Raw genomic sequence first — 21,186 nt, forward strand, 5'->3', positions numbered from 1 at the left:
TCCGCCCTCTCCCCGGCCGCTCCCCCGTCTCCCGGCCGCTCTCCGTCTCCTGGTCGCCTCACCCGGTCGAGGGTCGCGTGACCCGGCCCAAGGCCGCCTCACCCGGCCGAAGGTCGCCTCACCCGGCCCCCGCCCCGGAGCCCCGGCCTTCCGGCTTCCCGGCCTTCCGGCCTCGTGGGCCTCTCACTCGGTCACCTGGACGGTGTACCGGTTGGTCGCCACACCGGCCGCGGTCACCACCTGGACCTCCACCGCGCCCGGTTCGACCTCGGCCGGCACGGGGACGGTGAGGGCGGTGTCCGTGGGGTTACGGAACCCACCGGTGACGGGGACCAGGGGGACGTGGACGTCGACCGCGCCGATGCGGACGACCGTGCGGGAGAGCCGGTCGGCGGTCTGGGCGCCGGGCGGGACGAAGCCGCTGCCGCGGATCTCGATGTCGTCGCCGGTGCGGATCGGGCCGTCGAGGTCACCGGGCTCACGGGCGCGCACCACCGACAGGATCACCGGCCTCCCGCCCTCGGCGTACTTGCCGGCCAGGTAGGTCGCGGCCGAGATCAGCACGACGACGGCCAGGCCCCAGGGCAGGTCGGGCAGTTGGTCGGGGCGGCGGGCCAGCCGTACGGCGGCGAACAGCAGGGCGACGGCGCTGATGGCGACGTACTGGATGTCGGCGAAGGCACCCCGGCCGGAGTCGTCGGTGAGCAGGTCGGCGGCGCGCGGGCGGTGGGCCGGGACCTTCTGCAGCCGCTGGGCGATGACGCGCAGGCCCACCACCCGGCGGACCAGGACGGCGATGCCGCAGACCACGGCGAGCACGGTGACCACGCCGGCGCCGCGTGCGAGATCGAGACCGGAGATCAGCGCGTCGCGCTCGGCGTGCCCGGAGGCGGCGGCGAGGCGGGCGGCCAGCAGCAGGACGGCGTAACCGACGAACAGCACCCAGCAGGCGGCGACGGTACGGGAGGTGGACATGCGGTCGTCCTCGCCGATGACCGGTGCGAGCGCTCCGCCGCGCGCCCGGTGGAAGAAGCAGGCGGCGGTGAGGGCACCGGCGACGATGACCGCGGCGAGCAGGGCCGCGGTGCGGGCGCCGGTCCAGCCCGCGCCGATCGCGGTGAGGGCCTCGGCGAGCAGCAGCGCGATGACCGCGCCCCACACGGCCCACACCGTCCGCAGCCAGAGCCGGGCGAGCCGGGCCGCGCCCTCGGCCCGGCCCTGTTCGGCGACGGCCTCGGCCCGCTGGGTCAGTTCCTCGGAGACCCACTGGCGGGACGCCGACGCGGAGTGCGCCACGGCCGTCGGCAGTCCCCGCCCGGCGGCGAACTCGTCACGCCGGCGCAGGAACGCGGCGACGGCCCGCCGGTGTCCCTCCCGGGCGCCGTGCGGGCAGTCCCCGCAGGTACAGCCGCCCTCGTGGACGCCCTCGGCGCCCGTGTCCCCTCTCGCCTCCTGCACCGCCACGCCCGACGCCCGCCTTCCCCACGACCTGCCGATCCGGCCGCCGGCACCGCGGGGCGCGGGACGGCCGGGCAACTCCCCTGTACTGCGAGCGAATTGTGCCCTACGCCGGGCCCCTTGGGGTGGCCGGACGGGGTCACCGGGGGTGAAGCGGGGACCACCGTGTTGACCCGGCGCCGGACCGCCCCGCACCACAACGCGCCGCCCCGCACTGCACCGCCCCGCACCACGCCCCGCCGCACCGCGCTGCCCCCACACCACACCGCACCGCACCGCCCCGCACCACGCCGGACCGACCGCACGGCTCCGCTCCGCTCCGTCAGCTGAGCAGGTCCGGTTCGCTCCGGCTGATGTCCTGCCACAGGGGCTGGTAGTTGATCCAGGCGACCAGGTCGCCGCCGAGCTGTTCGCGGGTGGCGACGGCGAGCTTGTGGTCGATGAGCACCGGGCGGCCCGCGGCCTTCGCCAGCAGCTGCACCTGGCAGGACCGGTCCAGGGAGAGGAACCACCAGGCCGCCGCGTCCACCGAGTCGCCGACGGTGAGCAGTCCGTGGTTGCGCAGCACGAGCGCCTTGCGGGAGCCCAGCGCGGCGGCGATCCGGCGGCCCTCCTCGGCGTCCACGGTCACGCCGGTGTAGGCGTCGTAGAGGGCGAGGTCCTCGTAGAAGGCGCAGCTCTCCTGGGTGAGCGGGTCGATGAGGTCGCCGAGGGCGGCGAGGGCACGGCCGTGCACGGAGTGGCAGTGGGCGACGGCGACGACGTCGGGCCGGGCGGCGTGCACCTGGGCGTGGACGGTGAACGCGGCCTGGTTGACGTGGTAGCGGCCCTCGACGACCTGCCCGTCCTGGTTGGCGAGGACGAGGTCGCCGACGGTGACGTGCTTGAACGGCATGCCGAACGGGTTGACCCAGAAGCAGTCGGTGAACTCGGGGTCCCGGGCCGTGATGTGCCCCGACACCCCGTCTTCGAAGCCCGCCCGCCCGAAGATCCGCAGGGCGCCCGCGAGCCGCTCCTTGCGGTGCCGGCGTTCGTCCTCCACCGACTCGTGCATCGGCGGCATGGAGAACTGCAGCCGGTCGGTGGGCAGCGGCAGGGGCGGCGTGGGCCCGTGCATAGATCCTCCCGTACGGGGATTGCGGTACGGCCGGAAGGTACCGTCGGGAGACGCAAAAGGGCAGGGCTGTGCCGTGAAGATGCCGTGCGCTGCGCATACCCGACAGAAGATGTCGGGATTCGGGGGCAGAGTGCTCCGCATGACCCCTGTGAACTGGGCGGCCTTCACGAGCGCCGCACCCGGGCCGGCGAAGACCGTGGAAGAGCGGTTCGGCGCCTACCGGCACCACGTCCTCGCGACCCTCCGCAAGGACGGCTCGCCCCGCACCAGCGGGATCGAGGTCCGCTTCCTGGGCGGGGAGCTGTGGCTCGGCATGATGCCGGGCTCCCTGAAGGCCCTCGACCTGCACCGCGACCCGCGATTCACCCTCCAGGCCAACCCGGGCGCGGGGACGGACATGGGCGGCGGCGACGTCCGGATCGGCGGGCGGGCGTACGAGGTCGAGGACGGCACGGCCAAGGCCGCGTACGTGAAAGAGGTGGAACCGCCGCAGCCGTTCCACCTCTTCCGCACCGAGTTGACGGAGGTCGTACGGACCTACGTCGAGGACGAGACGTATCTGGTCACCCAGGTCTGGAGGCCCGGAGAGCCGGTGCGCGCTCTCCGGCGGACCTGAGCGGCGGTCCCGGGGAGGACTACTCCCACTCGATCGTCCCCGGCGGCTTGCTCGTCACGTCGAGCACGACCCGGTTGACGTCGCGGACCTCGTTGGTGATCCGCGTGGAGATGCGGGCGAGGACGTCGTACGGCAGACGCGACCAGTCGGCCGTCATCGCGTCCTCGGAGGAGACCGGGCGCAGGACGATCGGGTGGCCGTAGGTGCGGCCGTCGCCCTGGACGCCCACGCTGCGGACGTCGGCGAGCAGGACCACCGGGCACTGCCAGATGTCGCGGTCCAGGCCGGCCGCGCTCAGCTCCTCGCGGGCGATGGCGTCGGCCTCGCGGAGCAGGTCCAGCCGCTCCTTGGTGACCTCGCCGACGATGCGGATGCCCAGGCCGGGGCCGGGGAAGGGCTGACGCTGGACGATCTCCTCCGGCAGGCCTAGCTCCCGGCCGACCATCCGGACCTCGTCCTTGAACAGCTTGCGCAGCGGCTCGATCAGCTTGAACTCGAGGTCCTCGGGCAGGCCGCCGACATTGTGGTGCGACTTGATGTTGGCGGTGCCGGTGCCGCCGCCGGACTCGACCACGTCGGGGTACAGGGTGCCCTGGACCAGGAACTCCACGGCCGGGCCCTCGTCGGCGATGATCTCGGCCTGCGCCTGCTCGAAGACGCGGATGAACTCCCGGCCGATGATCTTGCGCTTCTCCTCGGGGTCGGAGACCCCGGCCAGCGCCTTGAGGAAGCGCTCCTCGGCGTCGACGACCTTCAGCTGGACGCCGGTGGCCGCGACGAAGTCCTTCTCGACCTGCTCGGTCTCGCCCTTGCGCATCAGGCCGTGGTCGACGTAGACGCAGGTCAGCTGCGAGCCGATGGCCTTCTGGACGAGCGCGGCGGCGACGGCGGAGTCCACGCCGCCGGAGAGACCGCAGATCGCGCGCTTGTCGCCGACCAGCTCGCGGATGGCCTCGACCTGCTCCTCGATCACGTTGCCGGTGGTCCAGTCGGGCTTCAGACCGGCACCGCGGTAGAGGAAGTGCTCCAGCACCTGCTGGCCGTGCGTGGAGTGCATGACCTCGGGGTGGTACTGGACGCCGTACAGCTTCTTGTCGTCGTTCTCGAACGCGGCGACCGGGACGACGTCCGTGGACGCGGTCACCGTGAAGCCCTCGGGGGCGGCGGAGCAGGCGTCGCCGTGCGACATCCACACGTGCTGCTCGTCCGGGGTGCCCTCGAAGAGGGTGGAGGAGTTCCTGGAGACGTGCAGATCCGTGCGGCCGTACTCCCGGGCGCCGGTGTTGTCGACGGTGCCGCCGAGGGCCTGCGCCATCAGCTGGAAGCCGTAGCACATGCCGAAGACGGGGACGCCGGCCTCGAAGAGCTGACGGTCGAGGGTGGGGGCGCCCTCCTCGTACACGGACGAGGGGCCGCCGGAGAGGATGATCGCCGCGGGGTTCTTGGCGAGCATCTCGGCGACCGGCATGGTGCTGGGCACGATCTCGCTGTAGACCCGCGCCTCGCGGACGCGTCGGGCGATGAGCTGGGCGTACTGCGCGCCGAAGTCGACGACCAGGACGGTGTCGGAGTTGGCGGCAGGCTGGGTCGCTGATGACACGGGGTGCCTTCTGGTGGTCGGGCGGGGGCCTGTACTTCCGATTCTAACGGGGTGGACGCGGCACCTCCGAGGGAAGCCGCCGTGGCATACTGACCGCATGCGCAAGCACTCGACCTTCGTCTTTACCTATGGCATCCGGCCCGCCGGCTGCCATGGTCGTGCTGCTTGAGCGAACCGCCAAGCGACTTCCCAGGCGCCCCGGGCCGACAAGGCCCGGGGCGCCTGTCGTTTTCCGGGCCGTGCCGTTCCGGGGCACCCACCACACCGAGGAGCCCCACATGAGCACCACCGTGCCGGAGACCGCACCGCACAGCGCGCACCGGACCGCACCGCGGACCGCCTCACGGACCGCACGGGAGACCGCACCCGGCACCGGCCCGGAAACGGTCACCGCCCCGGAGACGGCCATCGCCCCGGAAGCGGTCATCGCCGGTGCCCGTGAGCGCATCGACGCGCTCGACGACCGGATCATCGGCCTCGTCCAGGAGCGGATGGCCGTCTCCGCCGTCGTCCAGCAGGCCCGGATCGCCTCCGGCGGCCGCCGGGTGCACCTCTCCCGCGAGATGGAGATCCTCGCCCGCTACCGGGACGCCCTCGGCAAGCCCGGCACCGCCCTCGCCATGACCCTGCTGGAGCTGAGCCGGGGCCGGATCTGAGTTCGACCCCGTTCTCACCCGTACGGCGCCGTGACCGGCCCGCGCGTCGCTTCGTTGAGGGGGGTGTCCGTGCCAGCCAGGGGCGGGCCCGAGAGAACCACGCGTGGCTCGCTGGAGCGATGAGGCGTACGGGTCGTGCCGCACGCCGTGGGACCTCGCTCCAGGAAGTGACCGGACGGCAGGGGACAGCAGCCCGGTCACCCAAGAGAACGGCCGGCTCCGGGGACGCCCGGGGCCGGCCGGCGGAAAACTGCAGACAGGCCACAGGGCACACGAACAAGCGGCGCAACCCCCGGCGCCGCTCCCGGGCACCGGCGCTGCCCTGACGCCGGTGCTGACCGAGAGAAGGGCCCTGCGGCCTCTCCGCCCCGCGGGGCCCTTCGTCATTCCCGCGTCCCCGCCGTGCCGCGTCATGCCCCCGTCATGCCCCGTCATGCCCCGCCGTGCCGCGTCATCCGTCGTCCTGCCCGCGGCCCCGGTCAGGCCCGGGACCCGCACTCCCCCGTCGATGTGACTCGCCTCACATGAGATTCCGGGGCGTCCGAAGCAACCCTTCACGCTTTTCGCTGATCAAACCTGCCGGATCGGTAAACGGTGTGAGGGACCTGCCTTCGGAGGGGGATGCAGGTCCCTCGGCATCGTCCGATCCGGCGGTCACTTCTTCGTGGTCACTTCTTCGACGGTCACTTCTTCGGCGGTATCGCCGGCATCCCCAGGAACGGCAGCCGCAGCGCGCCGAACGCGTCCGCCGGGACCGCCGGGGTCCGGGGCTCCACCGGCTTCAGCCGCTCGTACGCCGCTCCCGGCGCCGGCCGCGGGTCCTCCTCGCCCTTGTTCGGCCAGAACGACATCGCCCGCTCGGCCTGCGCGGTGATCGTCAGCGACGGGTTCACCCCCAGGTTCGCCGAGACCGCGGCGCCGTCCACGACCGAGATGCCGGGGTGGCCGTGGAGCCGGTGGTACGGGTCGATCACGCCCGTCTCCGGGGAGTCGCCGATGGGGCAGCCGCCGAGGAAGTGCGCGGTGAGCGGGGTGCCCATCAGCTCGCCGACGTTGCTGCCCGCGAAGCCGTTGATCTCGGCGGCGAGCGCGGACGCGGCCTCGGTGGCGGCCTTGATCTGCTTGGGATTGGGGGCGCCGTGCCCCTGCCGCGCGGTCAGCAGGCCCTTGCCGACGCCGCCGGGCTTCAGATAGGTGGTCAGCGAGTTGTCCAGGGACTGCATGACCAGGCCGATGATGGTCCGCTCCGACCAGCGCCGGTTGGACAGCGAGCGGGCGACCAGCATCGGGTGCCGGGCCGCGTTCGCCAGCCAGGCGAGGACGCGGGAGGAGCCCTCGGCGTAGGGCACCTGGAGGATGGACAGGCCGCCCATCGAGTTGGAGCCCTTGCCGTAGCGGACCGGCTCGATGTGGGTGTTCTCGTCCGGGTGGATCGAGGACGTGATGGCGACGCCGCGCGTGAAGTCGGCGCGCGGCGCGCCGGTCGCCCTGCGGTAGCGGCGGTCGTCGGTCTGCGCACCGACCAGCGCCTCGGAGTTGGTACGGGTCAGGTCGCCGAGCCGGGCGGACAGGTACGGCAGCTGGCCGCCGGCCTTCATCCGGTGCAGCAGGGTCTGGGTGCCGTAGGTGCCGGCGGCCAGGACCACCCGGCGGGCGGTGAAGAGCCGGCCCTCGCCCTTCTTCCTCCGGTCCGTCGGCAGGGTCGCCACCGCGTAGCCGCCCCGCGAGTCGTCGGTGACGGACACGACGGTCGTCATCGGGTGGACGACCGCACCCGCCTTCTCGGCGAGGTACAGGTAGTTCTCGTTGAGGGTGTTCTTCGCGCCGTGCCGGCAGCCGGTCATGCACTCGCCGCACTCGGTGCAGGCCCTGCGGTCGGGGCCGGCCCCGCCGAAGTACGGGTCGTTCACCTGCTCGCCGGGCCGTGCCTTCGTCTTCCCGTCGGCGTCCTTGCCGTCGCCGAAGAAGACGCCCACCGGTGCGAGGTGGAAGGTGTCGCCGACGCCCATCCGCTGGGCCGCCGCCTTCAGGTGGACGTCGGAGGGGGTCATGGTGGGGTTGAGCCGGACGCCGAGCATGCGCCGGGCCTGGTCGTAGTACGGCTTCAACTCCTCCTGCCAGTCGGTGATGTGCCGCCACTGGGGGTCCTCGAAGAAGGGTTTCGGCGGCACGTAGAGGGTGTTGGCGTAGTTGAGCGAGCCGCCGCCGACACCCGCGCCGGCCAGCACCATGACGTTGCCCAGCAGGTGGATGCGCTGGAGGCCGAACATGCCCAGCTTCGGGGCCCAGAGGTAGTTCCTCAGGTCCCAGGAGTTCCTGGGCAGCGACGAGCGGGTGAAGCGGCGGCCTGCTTCGAGCACCCCGACCCGGTACCCCTTCTCGGTCAGGCGCAGGGCGGACACCGAACCGCCGAACCCCGATCCGACGACGATGACGTCGTAGTCGTACCCGTCCTCGTCCCGGGTCTGGACAGACTTCTCCTGCGACACGTGCTCTCCTCGTCGAGAACGGGTGTTTGCGAACAGGGTTCCGGCGCCATGCCCGGCGGAACCGGGATGCCTAGCGGAACCGGAAGGCCTTCATGAGCCGCAGACTCGTGCTCATGAACTGGGCGTACTTCTCGTCCGTCATGCCCAGCGAGGGCGCCATCGGCAGCAGCCGCTGCTGGGCCACCGTCTGGGCCTCGGTGTACTTGAGGATGCCCTCGGCGCCGTGCCGGCGGCCGAGGCCGGAGTCCTTCATGCCGCCCATCGGGGACTGGACGCTGCCGTAGGCGGGCGCGTAGCCCTCGTTGACGTTGACGGTGCCGGTGCGCAGGCGGGCGGCGACGTCCCGGCCGCGGCGGGCGTTCGTGGTCCAGACGGAGGAGTTCAGGCCGTACGGCGTGCCGTTGGCGCGCTCGACCGCCTCGTCGTCGCTGCGGAAGCGGTAGACGGAGACGACGGGGCCGAAGGTCTCCTCCTCGCACACGGACATGGAGGACTCGACGCCGTCCAGGATGGTCGGCTCGAAGAAGTAGGGGCCGATGTCCGACCGGGCGACACCGCCCGCGATCACCTTCGCGCCCTTGGCCACGGCCTCCTCGACGTGCCGCCGCACGGTCGTCAGCTGGCGTTCGCCGACCAGCGAGCCCATGTCGGCGCCGTAGGCGAGGGAGTTGCCGAGGCGCATGGCCCGGGTGCGGGCGGCGAAGCGCTCCAGGAAGGCGTCGGCGACGGACTCGTGGACGTAGAGCCGCTCGATGGAGATGCAGAGCTGGCCGGCGGAGGAGAAGCAGGCGCGGACGGCGCCGGCGGCGGCCTTCTCGATGTCGGCGTCGTCCAGGACCAGCATGGCGTTCTTGCCGCCGAGTTCGAGGGACACGCCGACCAGACGGGAGGCGGCGCCGACGGCGACCTCGCGGCCGGTGCGGGTGGAGCCGGTGAAGGAGACGTAGTCGGCGTGCCTGACGAGCTCGGGGCCGACGACCGGGCCGTCGCCGAGCACGACCTGGAAGACGTCCTCGGGCAGTCCGGCCTCGACGAGCAGGTCGCGGGCCCACAGGGCGGTGAGGCAGGTCTCCGTGTCCGGCTTCATCACGACGGCGTTGCCGGCGGCGAAGGCGGGCAGGGCGTCGCCGACGGACAGCTCCAGCGGGTAGTTCCAGGGGGCGATCTGACCCACGACCCCGCGGGGGTGGCGGAGTTCGGTGACCTTCGTCAGGGCGGGTATGGCGCCCGTGTGCCGCTTGGGCTTCAGGTAGACGGCGGCCCGGCGACCGTAGTGGCGGGCCGCGACGGCGACGGCCTGCACCTCCTCGTGCGCGTGCAGGCGGGCCTTGCCGGTCTCCAGCTGGATCAGGTCGAGGACCTCGGCCTGCCGCTGGAGCACCAGGTCGTGGAAGCGGAGCAGGACGGCGGCCCGCTGCCGGACCGGGGTCTTCTCCCACACGGCCTGGGCGGCGCGGGCCGCCTCGAAGGCCTTGCCGACGTCCTCCGGGGTGGACTCGGGCAGGTCGGCCAGCTTCTCGCCGGTGAACGGGGTGTGGTTGGCGGTGCGGCCGGAGCCGGCGATGCCCTTGGTGAGCTGGGCCACCAGCTCCGGGGTCACCACGTCGGCGGCGGTGCGGACGCCTTCGGGGGCGGGCGCGAGCGGGTTGGTACCGGCGATGTCCGGGGCCTGCGTGTCCGTCATGACGCGCAGGGTATGCCGCGGCGGAGCCTTTGTGTACCCGTCGGTAACGGGGATTCACGGACCGCTCACACACTGCCAGCGATCACTGGCAGCAAATGCGCTGATCAGCGTGTTGAGAAGAGCGGGGAGGTCGGCATGGCCGGGCGATCAGTCGGCCTCGGATTTCCTGGCGAGGAGGAGACCGAGGGCGGTGAGAGGGGTGCGGCGGGGTGCCGGCGGGGGCGGCGACGCGGGGAGCGCGCCGGCGGCCGGCGGGCCGGGCTCGGGGAGCGGATCGGCGGCCGGGGACCCGGGATCCCGCTCGGTCACGGGGAGCGGGTCGGCGGCCGGGGACCCGGGGTCGCGCGGGGGCTCGGGGAGCGGGTCGGCGGCCGGGCCGTGCGCCGGTTCCGGTACGTCGGTGAGCCCCGGGTGGGCGCGGAGTACGGCCTCCACCTCCGCCGCGTCCGGCCGCGCCGCCGGATCGTCGGCCTGGAGCCGGTCCAGCAGCGGACCCAGCGACCCCGGTGCGCCGGGGTCGGCGTCCCCCACGGCGGCACGCAGCAACGCGCCCAGGGACCACAGGTCGCAGGCCGGGCCGGCGCCGGGCCCCGCCGCCACCTCCGGCGCGACGAAGCCGGGGGGCGCGTCCTGCGCGTGTCCGTCGCCGATCCCGAAGTCGGTGAGGACGACCCGCCCGGTGCCGGACTCCAGCAGGACGTTGGCCGGCTTGACGTCCCGGTGCACGATCCCGACGGCGTGCGCGGCGCGCAGCGCGCCCAGCACCGCGAGCCCGATGCGCGCGGCCTCGGCGGCCGGCACCGGCCCGCGTTCCAGCACCTCGCGCAGGGACTCGCCGGACACCAGCTCCATGACGATCCAGGGGAGGCCGCCCTCGGTGACGACGTCGTACACGGTCACGGCCGAGGGGTGCCGCACCCGGGTGGCGGCCCGGGCCTCGTGGTGCAGCCGGTGCGCGATACGCCGGCTCTCCTCGTCGTCGGCCGGGTCGCCGGGCAGCAGCGGCTCCTTGACGGCGACCAGCGCCTCCTCCTGCTCGTCCCGGGCACGCCACACGGTCCCGGCCGGCCCGGACCCCAGACGCCCGGTCAGCCGGTAACGGCCGCCGATCAGACGTGCGTCGGGCGGGTGTTCGCCGTCTTCGGTCATGTCCCATGAGTACCGTGCGCACCGCTTCCTTGTCGAAGCGGGCGCAGGGGCGGGGCGGCGACGGGGCGTCAGGCGGCCCAGCGGTGCAGGCCGAAACCGTGCGACGCCCGGCGCACCTCCACGGCACCGGCCCCGCCGAAGTGGGCCGGCACGACCAACGCCCGCTCGTCGGCCGCCTGTTCCAGCACCCGGCGCCGGGTCCGGGCGGCCTGCGCCGGGTCGAGGCAGAAGCAGCTGCTGCACTCGGGCCGCAGGACCTGCACCGGGCTGTGCAGCAGGTCGCCGACGAACACGGCCCGTTCCCCGCCGGACTCCACGCGCAGCACGGCGGAGCCCGGGGTGTGTCCGGGGGCCGCCTCCAGCACGAGGTGGCCGTCGATCCGGTGGGTGTCCTCCCACAGCACCGCCTGCCCGGCCCGGTGCACGGGCGCGACGCTGTCCTCGTAGACCAGCCGGTCCACGGGACGGGCGCCGCCCGCGTAGCCGCCCGCCGGGCCGAAGTGGTGGTCGTCGGCGGCCGGGAGGAGATAGCGGGCGTGCGGGAAGGCGGGCACCCACTCGCCGCCGGCGTCCACGGTGTTCCAGCCGACGTGGTCGGCGTGCAGATGGGTGTTGACCACGATGTCGACGTCCTCCGGCCGGACGCCCGCCCGCTCCAGCCGGCCCAGGAAGTCGCCCTGCCGCCGGTGGAAGAGCGGATTCCCGGGGCGTTCGCGGCCGTCGCCGACGCCGGTGTCGACCAGCACGGTCCGTCCGCCGGTCCGCAGCACCCAGGTCTGGAGCGCCACCACGGCCCGGTCCCCGTCCGCCTCCCGGTGCTCGGGGACGAGCTGGGCCGCGTGGGCGTCCCACACCTCCGGCCCGCACTCCGGCACCAGGTCGGCGGCGGGCACGTAGGGCCCCTGCCACTCGACGATGCGGAGCACCTCGACGTCACCGACCAGGAAACGCTGTACACGGTCATCAGTCATGTCCAGGACCCTAGGAGCCGGCGGCGAGCGTTCCAATGCTCGATCGGCGCATTCCGATACGCTGTCGTCTCATGGATGTGGTCAGTGACGCGATCGCCGCGGTCCGCGTGGGCAGCCCCTCCTCGGACCGGCTGCGGGTGGCCGGCACGTGGTGCGTCCGGCTCGCTCCGTACGAGGGGGCGGGCTTCCACGTCGTGCTGAGCGGCTCCTGTCTGCTCGTGCCGGACGGGGACGGCGCGCCGGTGGCGCTCGGCCCGGGGGACGTGGTGCTGCTTCCGCACGGCGCGGGGCACGTGCTGGCGCACGCGGCGGCGGAACCGGCCGAGGTGCGGCGGGCGGTGCCCTTCGAGGAGGTACGGGTGACGGGCGTACCAGGCGCGGGGTCCGGCCCCGGGGTGGAGTTGCTCTGCGGCAAGTACCGGCTCGACCGCAGCCGTACGCACCCGCTGATGGCGGAACTTCCGCAGGTGGTGCACCTCCCGCACCGGGTCGGCGGCCACCCGGAACTGCGCGCGGCCGTCGACCTGCTGGCGCGGGAGCTGGCGGAACGTCGCCCGGGCGGCTGCCTCGCCCTGCCGAGCCTGCTGGACCTGCTGCTGGTCTACCTGGTCCGGGCGTGGATGGCCGAGGGCGGGACGGGCGCCTGGCCGGCGGTGCTGAACGACCCGGTGACCACGGCCGCACTGCGCGCCCTGCACTCCGATCCGGCGGCCCCCTGGACGGCCGGCCGCCTGGCCGCCGAGGCGGGCGTCTCCCGGGCCACCCTGGCCCGGCGCTTCACCGCCCTGGTCGGCCGGCCCCCGATGGCGTACCTGACCTGGTGGCGGCTGACGCTCGCGGCGACCCGGCTGCGCGAGACGGACGCGCCGCTCGCGGCGGTGGCCCGCGAGGCGGGGTACGGCAGCCCGTACGCCCTGTCGCACGCGTTCAGCCGGGAGTTCGGGATCACCCCGGGCCGTTACCGGGCGCTCAGGGCTTCGTGATCTCCAGGTGGGCGATGGCCGCCTTGGCCACCTCACGGCCGTGGGCGGTGAAGTCCCCCTTGCCCGGGTAGCCGACGGCCAGTTCGTACATGTCGCCGGACCGGGTGCGGTAGTAGAAGATGCGCATTTCGCACGGGATGGCATGCGTGGTGTCGGACCGGTAGGTGACGGTGTTCCCCGCGGCCTGGCGGCCGTCGTAGGTGGCGTTCGCGTCCGGGACCGTCTTGGTGGCCTTCCCCATGTGGAGGGTGTAATCGCCCTGGCTCTTGAACTTCTCGTTGTCGTCGTACATCTGGGCCCGGGCGCTGGACTTGATCCGGTCCGAGGAGTCCTCGGACTTCCGGTCCAGGTGCAGCCGGATCCAGACGCTCTCGCTCCAGTCGTAGTACACCACCCAGTCCTGGTCGCTGTCGTCCTTGTCCGGCCGGCCGGTCTGGTAGCCCTCCGGGACGGCGAGGGTGGCGCCGAGCTTGGCCTCGGACCGCTTCCGCCAGCCGTCGGGCAACGGACCCGCGAAGGGGTCGGCGAGGAGGAGGCAGGCGGTGACGGCCGCCGCGACCACGACCGCACCGGCCGCGAGCCAGGCCGCACGGCGCCGACGGCGGGAGCGGGGGGCGGGCGCCGGGGGCGCCGCGGGGGCGGTGGGCGCCGGGGGGTTGGCGGCCTGCGTCAGCAGGGCGCGGACCCGGTCCGCCGTCGGGCGGTGCGCGGGATCCTTGTGGAGCAGCCCGTTGATGACCTCGGCCAGCGGGCCGGAGGCGGACGCGGGCGGGGCCGGGACGGCGTTGAGGACGGACTGGAGGGTGGCCGGCGTGTTGCTGCGGCGGAACGGCGACACGCCCTCCGTGGCCGTGTACAGCACCACGCCCAGGGACCACAGGTCGCTCGCCGGGCCGGGCCGCTGCCCGAGAACCCGTTCCGGCGCGATGAACTCCGGTGAGCCCACGAAGCCGCCGGTGTCCGTCAGCCGCGTGTCACCCTCGATCCGCGCGATGCCGAAGTCGGTGAGGACCACCCGCTCGTGCCGGCCCAGCAGGATGTTCTCCGGCTTGACGTCCCGGTGCAGGACGCCCGCCGCGTGCGCCGCCTCCAGCGCGCCGAGCACCTCCAGGCCGATCCGGGCGGCCTCCCGGGCGCCCAGCGTGCCGTCGCGCAGCACGCTGCCGAGGGTGCGGCCGTGCACCAGCTCCATCACGATCCAGGGCCGGCCGTCGACGACCGCGACATCGTGCACGTTCACCACGGCGGGATGGTCGAGCCGGGCCGCCGCCCGGGCCTCGCGACGCATCCGCTCGAAGGCGTTGGCCCGTTCCCGTTCGGGAAGGTGGTCCGGTACGCGGGGTTCCTTGACGGCGACCTCGCGGTCCACCACCTCGTCCTTGGCGCGCCACACCGTGCCCATGCCGCCGTGGCCCAGCTTGCCGAGCAGCCGGTAGCGGCCCGCGACGAGCCGGCCGGCGCCCGGGTCGGCGGGGTTCCCGGCGGCGGGCGTCTGCTGTGGCCCCGGCTCCGACTGGGGGTGCGGCCCTGACTGCGGGTACGGGTGTCTGTGCGACTGCGACTGCGACTGCGACTGCGACTCAGACGGCGGGTGCGACTGCGACCCAGACTGCGACTGCCACTGCGGCTGCCACTGCGGCTGCGGCTGCGGCTGCGGCTGCGGATCCGTGCTCGACTGCGGATCCGTGCGCGGTCTCGGTGGTTGCAGAACAAAACTCGTCGTGTCGTCGGCCATGCGGCCGGCTCCCCCGTCACTGCTCATACGTCATCTCTACCGCGCCCCCGGCGCCCGCAGCCACCGGGTGGGCGAACCGGTCACACACCCGTGACGGAGAACGTGTCGACGGCCACGTCGAAGTACTCCCGCGCCTCCCGCACCTGCCCGACCGGCGCCGACACCCACACGTCGTACAGCAGCCCGTTCTCCTCCCAGCACAGGTCGAAGGTGTGCCGGGGGCCCTCCGCCGCGCTGAAGCCGTCCCAGCTGAACTCCCACAGGGCGGCCGGGTGTCCGCCGTGCGCGGTCCGCATGACCCGGCCGTCGTGGTAACCGGGGTTGGTGGAGGGCCCGCTGGCGGCCGAGCGGCTCATCGCTCCCTCGGGGCCGCCCGGCTGGGGCGCGCCGATCCGGACGCCCAGGCGGAAGGTCTCGCCCGGCGAGAGGTAGAAGACGCGCTGCCCCTGCGGGCTGCGGGTGAAGCCCTCCGGTACGGCGAGGGAGAAGCCGGCCGGGTCCCGGGCGGTGCGGTAACCGGAGGGCGCGGTGTGCGAGCCGGCCGTACCGGAGGTGGGCGACGGCCGGGTGCCGGTCGGGCTGGGCGACAGGGCCGTCCCTCCGGTGCCGGTCGGGGTGGGCGACAGCGCCGTCCCTCCGGTGCCGGTCCGGGTGGCCGGGGCCGTCGCCGTGCCGCCCGGGGTTCCGCCGCCCCCGTCCCCGTTCCGGTGCAGCAGCAGCGCCGCGGCCGAGACGCCGGCTCCGGCCAGCGCGGCGACCAGCAGGGCCGCCACGAGCAGCCCGCGCGGCGACGACCGCGCCGGGGCCGGGCCCGCCGGCGTCCGGACCGGGGCGGGCGGCGGGGGTCCGCCGTACGGCAGGTCCAGCTGGGTCGGCGAGTACGGCGCCGGGGCCTTGGGGGCGCGGACGGCGCCGATGCGGTGGATGAGCCCGCCGCCGTGTGCTCCGGCCGGGCCGTCACCGCCCGGCGCGTCCGGCGTCCGGCCCGTCTCCAGGTACGTCCGCAGCATCCGCTCGGCGTCCGCCGCGTCCAGCCGCCGGTCCGGGTCGCGCTCCAGCAGGCCCCGTACGACGGGCAGCAGCGGCTCGGCCTCGGACGGCGGGCGGATGTCGTCGGCGACGACGGCGTGCAGGATGCCGCCGAGCGAGTCGCGCCGGAACGGCGACTCGCCGCTGAGCACCGTGCACAGCAGCGCGCCCAGCGACCACAGGTCGGACTCCGGCCCGGTGCGCAGTCCGGACATCCGCTCCGGCGCGGTGTACTCGGGCGAGCCGACGAAGGAACCGGTCTCGGTGAGCGTGGTGGCGCCCTCGACCTGCGCGATGCCGAAGTCGGTGAGCACGACCCGGTCGGTACCGGACTCGATCAGCACGTTCGCGGGCTTGATGTCCCGGTGCAGCACGCCCGCCTCGTGCGCGGTGCGCACCGCGCTGAGCAGGGCGACACCGATCCGCGCGGCCTCGACGGCGTCGGCGGGACCCTGCCGGTCGATGCGTTCGGCGAGCGAGCAGCCGTCGATCAACTCCATGACGAGGTACGGCCGTTCGTCCTGCTCCACCACGTCGTGCACGACGATGATGTGCGGATGCCGCAACTGGCAGACCGCGCGGGCCTCGCGGAACGTACGGTCGCGTCGGCGGCGCGCGTCGTCGTCCGGGAGCGCGTCGTCCGACAGGAGTTCCTTGACCGCCACCTGACGGCCCAGCACCTGGTCGCTCGCGCGCCACACGACGCCCATGCCGCCGCGCCCGATGCGTTCCTCCAGGCGGTAACGGCCCGCGATCAGCCGGAAGCCGGCTCCCTCGGTCCCCATGCGCCCCATCATGCCGCACCGCGTGCCCGCCCTCCGGGGCACCGCTCGGCCAAGACACCCCGCGCAGCCAGCCATTTTCGGCCGACTCGGCCGACTCGCCGGGCGTCCGCGCCGGTTCAGCCCTCGTCCGGCTGCTTCCAGCTGCGCAGCACCCAGGTGAACTGCTTGCTGGTCGTCGCCCAGTCCTCGGCCGGCGAGGAGATGTACAGGGCGTACTCGGTGCCCTGGCGCGAGAAGTACGTCTCCTCGGCCGCGTGGCGGGGCCCGGGCACGTAGGGCGGATCCTTCTTCAGCGCCGTCCAGGTGTACTCCCACCGCGAGCCCTTGCGGTCGCGGTAGAGGTTCTCCTTCATCGTGACGCGCCGGTAGTCGACCAGCCCGTGGGTCCGGAGCTGCTGCTCCAGGTCCTCCTGGTGGGGGAGGGCCTCGACGAAGTCCGACGAGCGGTCGATGGCGATGCGGACGAAATGCTTGCCGTTGTCGGGCGAGTAGTCGATCTGCTTGAGGGCGTCCTTGTCGCTGAAGACCGTGCGCTTCCAACCCCGGGGCAGGGAGAGGCTGAAGCCGAGCGGGTCCTTGTACGTCCTCCAGCCCGCCGGGATCACGTCCTGCGTTCCCGCCGCTTCGGTGTCGGCGGGCGCCGGAGCCGGACTCGTACCGCTTCCCGAGCCGGTGTCCTGTCCGCCCCACTGCCGGATCGCCACCGCTCCGGCTCCGCCGAGCACGGCCGCCACGGCGACGACGAGCACGAGGGTGCGCAGCCGGCGCCGGGGGCGGGCGGGCGCCGGCCCACCGGCAGCCGGGGCCACCGCGGTGGGGCCGGTCGCGGGATGGCCGGCACCGGCACCGGCCGGGGAGCCGTAGGGGGCGGGGGCGGGACCGTGGCCGGAGCCGTAGGAGGCGGAGGCGCCGTACCCTCCACCCGTCGTACCGGAGCCGGAGCCATGGCCACCGCCCGGTGTGCCCGAGCCGTAACCGGCGACCGGCGCCGCGGAACCGGAACCGGAACCGTACCCGGTGCCCGGAGTCCACCCGCCGTGGCCGGGCGCGCCCGGGACGGTTCCCCCGCCCGGGCCGGTGGGGACGCCCGAGCCCTGGGTGGGGACGAACGCCTGTGCCGCGCGCGGCCGGCGGCCCTCCGCCGCCTCGGCGAGCATCTGCTCCGCCTCCTCCGCGCCCGGCCGCAGGGCCGGTTCCTTGCGCAGCAGCGCGGCGATGACCGGGGTGAGCGGACCGGCGTGGCGCGGCTCGTCCACCTCCTCCTCGACGACCGCCTGCATGGTGCTCAGCGGTGAGGTGCGCCGGAACGGGGAGCGCCCTTCGACCGCCGTGTACAGCGTGGCGCCCAGCGCCCACAGGTCGGAGGCCGGCCCGGGGTCGTGGCCGCGCACCCGCTCGGGAGCGAGGTAGTCGACCGAGCCGACGACCTCACCGGTGCGGGTGATGGTGGTGTCGCCCTCGATCTGGGCGATGCCGAAGTCGGTGAGCAGGACCCGGCCGTCGTCGGCGAGCAGGACGTTGCCGGGCTTGACGTCCCGGTGCAGCACCCCGGCGGAGTGCGCGGCGCGCAGCGCCCGCAGCACCCACAGTCCGATGCGCGCGGCCTCCCGTGGCTCGACGCGGCCCCGCTGCTTCACCGTGTCGGCCAGCGAGGCGCCCTCGACCAGCTCCATCACGATCCACGGGCGGCCGTCGTGGTCCAGCACGTCGTGCACGGTGACGACGGCGGAGTGGTTGATGCGCGCGGCCGCCCGCGCCTCGGCCCGGGTACGGGCGAGCAGGACGGCCCGGTCGCTGTCGTTGACGTAGAGCGCGGCGGTCAACTCCTTGATGGCGACCTTCCGGTGCAGCACCTCGTCGTGGGCGCGCCACACCCGGCCCATGCCGCCGCTGCCGATGGAGTCGGCGAGCCGGTAGCGGCCCGCTATGAGCAGGCCCTGCATCTGATTCACGTTGCCCCGCAATGCTCTTGACAGGGTCAGACTAAGGACCACCCTGCTCGCTGGGAACCAGCGGGGTCCCAAGGAAACCGCACTGTGACGATGGTCATTTCCACGCGAGAAAGGGAACCGGACCGGTCATCTCCCGCCCCTGTACGCGCTGCTCAACCGGTGTAGCGATACGTCGCGACCGCCTGCTCGTACAGCCGGGTGACCTCGTCCCGCTCGGCCTCCGGACCGCGCACCTGGAGGAGGTGGTAACGGCCGTCCAGCAAGAGCGCCATGTTGCGCACGAACAGGTCCCGCCCCTGTCCGTCGGTCCAGGTGAACTGCCCCTCGGCCATGGTCCGTCCGCCCACCTCGATGGTCCGCAGACCGGTGGCCGTGGCCCAGCTGGAGTCGCGGTACGGCTGGAGTTCGCGCTCCTTGTCCCGCTGGTAGACCATCGGGTCGCTGCCGTAGGCGGACGTGCCGTCCCGGCCCGGTACGACGATCAGCTCGAAGTTCCCGTGCCCGTAGACCACCTGGCCGTCGCCGTTCTTCGGGGTGCGGTCCCAGCCCTCGGCGACGGCGACCCGGAAGCCGTCCGGGTCCTTGCGCAGCGTGAACCCGTCGGGGACGGCGGGGTCCCCGCCGGTCTGCGTCTCGGTGGCGGGCGCGGAGGCGGTGGCACCGCCCTCGGGTGCGCTCGGCCCGCCGGAGGGCGGCCGGGTGTGCGAGGGCGCGGGGTCCACCTGCCCGGCACTGCCCGTGCGTTCCCCTTTCGCTGCGCCGTTCTCGCCCTGCTTGGGCATGAAGAGCATCGCGTACGCGACCGCGCCGGCCAGCAGGAGCAGCACCAGCAGGAGCAGGGTCCGGCCGAGGCTGCGCGGCGAACGGGAGCCCTCCCGGCCCCGCTTGTGCCGGCCGTGCGGATGGGCCGCGGGCAGCCCGGCGCGCCGCCGGCGCACGAGCTCGCCGCGCCGCCGGACGATCGGCAGCCGGCTCGGGTCGGCGGGCGGGACGGGGACGACACGGGTGCCGGCGTCCGGTTCGGGCGCGGACCGTACCAGCGACCGGAGCCAGCCGCTGAGTTCCTCCACGTCCGGCCGCTCGGTGGGGTCCTGACGCAGCAGCGACTCCACGACCGGGCGCAGCGGCCCGCACTCCTCGGCGAAGGCGGGCGGCTCGGCGCACACCAGCTGCACCAGCTCGGCCGTCGACTCCTCCGGGTACGGGGCGTGCCCCTGCACGGCCCGGAACAGCAGCGCGCCGAGCGCCCACAGGTCGGTGGCCGGGCCGATGGGCGCCGCAAGCTGCCAGTTCTCGTGCACGGGGCCGGCCTGCTCCGGCGCCCAGCGCTCGGTCACCGGTCCCACCACGGTCATCCGGACCTGCCGCGCCCGCTCGGCGGCGAGCGCGGTCCCGGGCCCGCGGCGCACGGCACCGGGCTCGTCCCACCGGCCGCCCGCCTGCGCCGGAACGACGGACGCGGGGGTGGCCGGCGGGACGGGTGCGGGAGCGAGTTCGGGGTGCGCCGGTCCGGCGGCCTGGCGTCCGGTCCCGGGAGACAGCTGCCGGCCGGACCGGCCCGGCTCGTCCTCCGGCGTCCGCCCCGGGCCGTATCCCTGCCCCGGCACGGACGCGTGCCCGGCACCGGGACCGGCCGCGGGCAGACCGGGTCGCCGGGCACCGCCGCCCGGGGGCGGGACGGAGGCGCCGCGCCGCTCGGCGCCGTGCCACGGGGCGCCCCGCACTCCGTAGGGGTCGGCTATCCGGCCGGGCGGCGGCGCGCCACCGGCCTCCGCGCCGTACGGCGGATACGACGACGGTGCCGTGTCCTCGGGCCGGTCGTCGCCGGTGTCGTCGTGGGCGGGCGGACGGGCGCCGGGCAGGGCGGGGCGCCCGCTCTGCCGGGCCTCCTGGACCCGGGCGGCGGCGCGGGCGCCCGCCCGGTACGCGGCGATGGCCCCGGCGCGCGCGGCCCGGACGTCGGCATCGCTGTCCAGGGCCGGCTGCCCCGCCGGACCGGCTCCACCTACCGCGCCGGACGCCCCGGACGCGCCGTGCGCCTCCGGTGCCGGAAGCCCTCCGGCCGCCCGCGCCTGGATCGCGGCCCGACGCGCGGCCTCGGGATCGGCGTCCGTGTCGCGGTCGTCGCCCCCGCCCGGCCCACCGGACACCGGCCGTCCCCGCGCACCGGCCGGTGCTTCCGGCCCCGGCCCTCCCGGCCCGTCCAGGCCCGCCGGCGCTACCGTGTCTTCGGGCGCCGGTACCGGGTCGTACCCGCTCAGCGCCTCCTCCGCCGCGCCGGCCGCCAGGCCGGTCAGCATCACGCGGCCGTCGTCGCAGACCAGGACGGTGCGGACGGTGATGTTGCGGTGCACCCAGCCGTGGGCATGGAGCACCCGGAGCGCCATGAGCACGTCGGAGGCGACCTCGGCCGCCCGGTACGGCGTCAGCGGCTCCTCGGTGAGCAGGGCGGCCAGCGGGCGCGCGGCGACCAGCTCGCTGACGATCCACAGCGAACCGCCCTCGGCGAACACGTCGAAGACCTGGTCCAGCCGGGGATGGTCGGGAATGCGGGCGGCGGCCTGCGCGGCCTCCACGGCACGCCGCACCGCCGGGTCGGCGGGCTGCCGGGTCGCGGCCCTGCTCTCCGGCGCGCGCCGGGACCCGCGCTGTCGTGCGGTGAACCCTTCGGGGAGCCCGTCCGCGTCGAGCACCTCGGCCTCGACGACCTCCGGCAACGGCACCTGCCGGACGAGGACCTCCTGGCCGCTGTAGGTGTCGAAGGCTCGGGTCTCGGTGAGTTCGTACTCGTCGGACGGCGGCAGCGGCAGGCGGTAGCGGTCGGCGAGCACCCGACCCGCGTAGTCGTCCACTGTGCCTCCCCCGGCCGCCCGGTTGGTCATACCCGATCGCCTCACGGTCCGTTTCGCACACGCATGCCGCTGCGTACGGTCCGCGACCCTTCACGATACGTGCCGGAGGC

The 21,186-nt window shown here is 74.3% G+C and carries 14 protein-coding genes; 3 read left to right on the plus strand and 11 right to left on the minus strand.

All coding sequences use genetic code 11. From position 1 onward, the window contains the following. Positions 1–183: 183 nt before the first annotated feature. Both ACZ4VF_RS18370 and ACZ4VF_RS18375 read right to left on the minus strand, forming a co-directional pair. On the minus strand, positions 184–1,464 hold the full coding sequence (locus ACZ4VF_RS18370; RefSeq protein ID WP_467927036.1) for a hypothetical protein: 1,281 nt from the start codon (positions 1,462–1,464) through the stop codon (positions 184–186). A gap of 316 nt (positions 1,465–1,780) precedes the next feature. After that, entirely contained in the window at positions 1,781–2,575 is a 795-nt protein-coding gene (locus tag ACZ4VF_RS18375; protein ID WP_467927038.1) for a class II aldolase/adducin family protein, read from the minus strand. 139 nt (positions 2,576–2,714) lie between these two features. Between ACZ4VF_RS18375 and ACZ4VF_RS18380 the strand changes: the two genes are divergently transcribed. Then, entirely contained in the window at positions 2,715–3,191 is a 477-nt protein-coding gene (locus ACZ4VF_RS18380) for a pyridoxamine 5'-phosphate oxidase family protein (RefSeq protein ID WP_467927039.1), read from the plus strand. Positions 3,192–3,210: 19 nt separating this feature from the next. Here the strand turns inward: ACZ4VF_RS18380 and guaA are convergent, their stop codons facing one another. Next, positions 3,211–4,791, minus strand: coding sequence for a glutamine-hydrolyzing GMP synthase (guaA, locus tag ACZ4VF_RS18385; RefSeq protein ID WP_467927040.1), 1,581 nt, complete (start codon positions 4,789–4,791; stop codon positions 3,211–3,213). A gap of 278 nt (positions 4,792–5,069) precedes the next feature. On the opposite strand from guaA, the gene ACZ4VF_RS18390 reads away from it, so the two are divergent. Then, positions 5,070–5,447, plus strand: coding sequence for a chorismate mutase (locus tag ACZ4VF_RS18390; protein WP_467927042.1), 378 nt, complete (start codon positions 5,070–5,072; stop codon positions 5,445–5,447). A 683-nt stretch (positions 5,448–6,130) separates the two neighbouring features. Here ACZ4VF_RS18390 and ACZ4VF_RS18395 read toward each other — a convergent pair. From ACZ4VF_RS18395 to ACZ4VF_RS18410, 4 genes are all read right to left on the minus strand, one after another. After that, positions 6,131–7,936 (minus strand): GMC oxidoreductase, encoded by a 1,806-nt coding sequence (locus tag ACZ4VF_RS18395; RefSeq protein ID WP_467927043.1) that lies wholly within the window; start codon positions 7,934–7,936, stop codon positions 6,131–6,133. A 70-nt stretch (positions 7,937–8,006) separates the two neighbouring features. Next, positions 8,007–9,620 carry a succinic semialdehyde dehydrogenase gene (locus ACZ4VF_RS18400; RefSeq protein ID WP_467927045.1) on the minus strand — a complete coding sequence of 538 codons (1,614 nt, stop codon included), beginning with the start codon at positions 9,618–9,620 and terminating at the stop codon, positions 8,007–8,009. Positions 9,621–9,767: 147 nt separating this feature from the next. Next, positions 9,768–10,769, minus strand: a complete 1,002-nt coding sequence (locus ACZ4VF_RS18405) for a serine/threonine-protein kinase (RefSeq protein ID WP_467927046.1) — start codon at positions 10,767–10,769, stop codon at positions 9,768–9,770. Between the two features lie 68 nt (positions 10,770–10,837). Next, positions 10,838–11,740 carry an MBL fold metallo-hydrolase gene (locus ACZ4VF_RS18410; RefSeq protein WP_467927047.1) on the minus strand — a complete coding sequence of 301 codons (903 nt, stop codon included), beginning with the start codon at positions 11,738–11,740 and terminating at the stop codon, positions 10,838–10,840. 71 nt (positions 11,741–11,811) lie between these two features. Here ACZ4VF_RS18410 and ACZ4VF_RS18415 point away from each other — a divergent pair, with 71 nt between their 5' ends. Beyond that, on the plus strand, positions 11,812–12,723 hold the full coding sequence (locus ACZ4VF_RS18415; RefSeq protein WP_467927049.1) for an AraC family transcriptional regulator: 912 nt from the start codon (positions 11,812–11,814) through the stop codon (positions 12,721–12,723). On the opposite strand, the gene ACZ4VF_RS18420 is transcribed toward ACZ4VF_RS18415, so the two are convergent. The 4 genes from ACZ4VF_RS18420 to ACZ4VF_RS18435 form a co-directional block, all read right to left on the minus strand. After that, a complete protein-coding gene (locus ACZ4VF_RS18420) occupies positions 12,710–14,485 on the minus strand; it encodes a serine/threonine-protein kinase (protein WP_467927050.1) in 1,776 nt (591 codons plus the stop codon). The genes ACZ4VF_RS18415 and ACZ4VF_RS18420 overlap by 14 nt on opposite strands. Before the next feature lie 53 nt (positions 14,486–14,538). After that, positions 14,539–16,272 (minus strand): serine/threonine-protein kinase, encoded by a 1,734-nt coding sequence (locus ACZ4VF_RS18425; RefSeq protein ID WP_467927051.1) that lies wholly within the window; start codon positions 16,270–16,272, stop codon positions 14,539–14,541. Positions 16,273–16,388: 116 nt separating this feature from the next. Then, the gene (locus ACZ4VF_RS18430) at positions 16,389–18,215 is read right to left on the minus strand and encodes a serine/threonine-protein kinase (protein WP_467927053.1); all 1,827 of its coding nucleotides are present in this window, start codon (positions 18,213–18,215) and stop codon (positions 16,389–16,391) included. 161 nt (positions 18,216–18,376) lie between these two features. Then, positions 18,377–21,106, minus strand: coding sequence for a protein kinase (locus ACZ4VF_RS18435; protein ID WP_467927054.1), 2,730 nt, complete (start codon positions 21,104–21,106; stop codon positions 18,377–18,379). Positions 21,107–21,186 lie beyond the last annotated feature (80 nt).

The organism is Streptomyces sp. NPDC029151, assembly GCF_055564315.1.

What these genes read in the sequence shown, in the direction of transcription:
- ACZ4VF_RS18375 (WP_467927038.1), bottom strand. Translation starts at nt 2,575, where the DNA reads ATGCACGGGCCCACGCCGCCCCTGCCGCTGCCCACCGACCGGCTGCAG.
- ACZ4VF_RS18380 (WP_467927039.1), top strand. Translation starts at nt 2,715, where the DNA reads ATGACCCCTGTGAACTGGGCGGCCTTCACGAGCGCCGCACCCGGGCCG.
- ACZ4VF_RS18390 (WP_467927042.1), top strand. Translation starts at nt 5,070, where the DNA reads ATGAGCACCACCGTGCCGGAGACCGCACCGCACAGCGCGCACCGGACC.
- ACZ4VF_RS18400 (WP_467927045.1), bottom strand. Translation starts at nt 9,620, where the DNA reads ATGACGGACACGCAGGCCCCGGACATCGCCGGTACCAACCCGCTCGCG.
- ACZ4VF_RS18405 (WP_467927046.1), bottom strand. Translation starts at nt 10,769, where the DNA reads ATGACCGAAGACGGCGAACACCCGCCCGACGCACGTCTGATCGGCGGC.
- ACZ4VF_RS18410 (WP_467927047.1), bottom strand. Translation starts at nt 11,740, where the DNA reads ATGACTGATGACCGTGTACAGCGTTTCCTGGTCGGTGACGTCGAGGTG.
- ACZ4VF_RS18415 (WP_467927049.1), top strand. Translation starts at nt 11,812, where the DNA reads ATGGATGTGGTCAGTGACGCGATCGCCGCGGTCCGCGTGGGCAGCCCC.
- ACZ4VF_RS18420 (WP_467927050.1), bottom strand. Translation starts at nt 14,485, where the DNA reads ATGAGCAGTGACGGGGGAGCCGGCCGCATGGCCGACGACACGACGAGT.
- ACZ4VF_RS18425 (WP_467927051.1), bottom strand. Translation starts at nt 16,272, where the DNA reads ATGGGGACCGAGGGAGCCGGCTTCCGGCTGATCGCGGGCCGTTACCGC.
- ACZ4VF_RS18430 (WP_467927053.1), bottom strand. Translation starts at nt 18,215, where the DNA reads ATGCAGGGCCTGCTCATAGCGGGCCGCTACCGGCTCGCCGACTCCATC.
- ACZ4VF_RS18435 (WP_467927054.1), bottom strand. Translation starts at nt 21,106, where the DNA reads ATGACCAACCGGGCGGCCGGGGGAGGCACAGTGGACGACTACGCGGGT.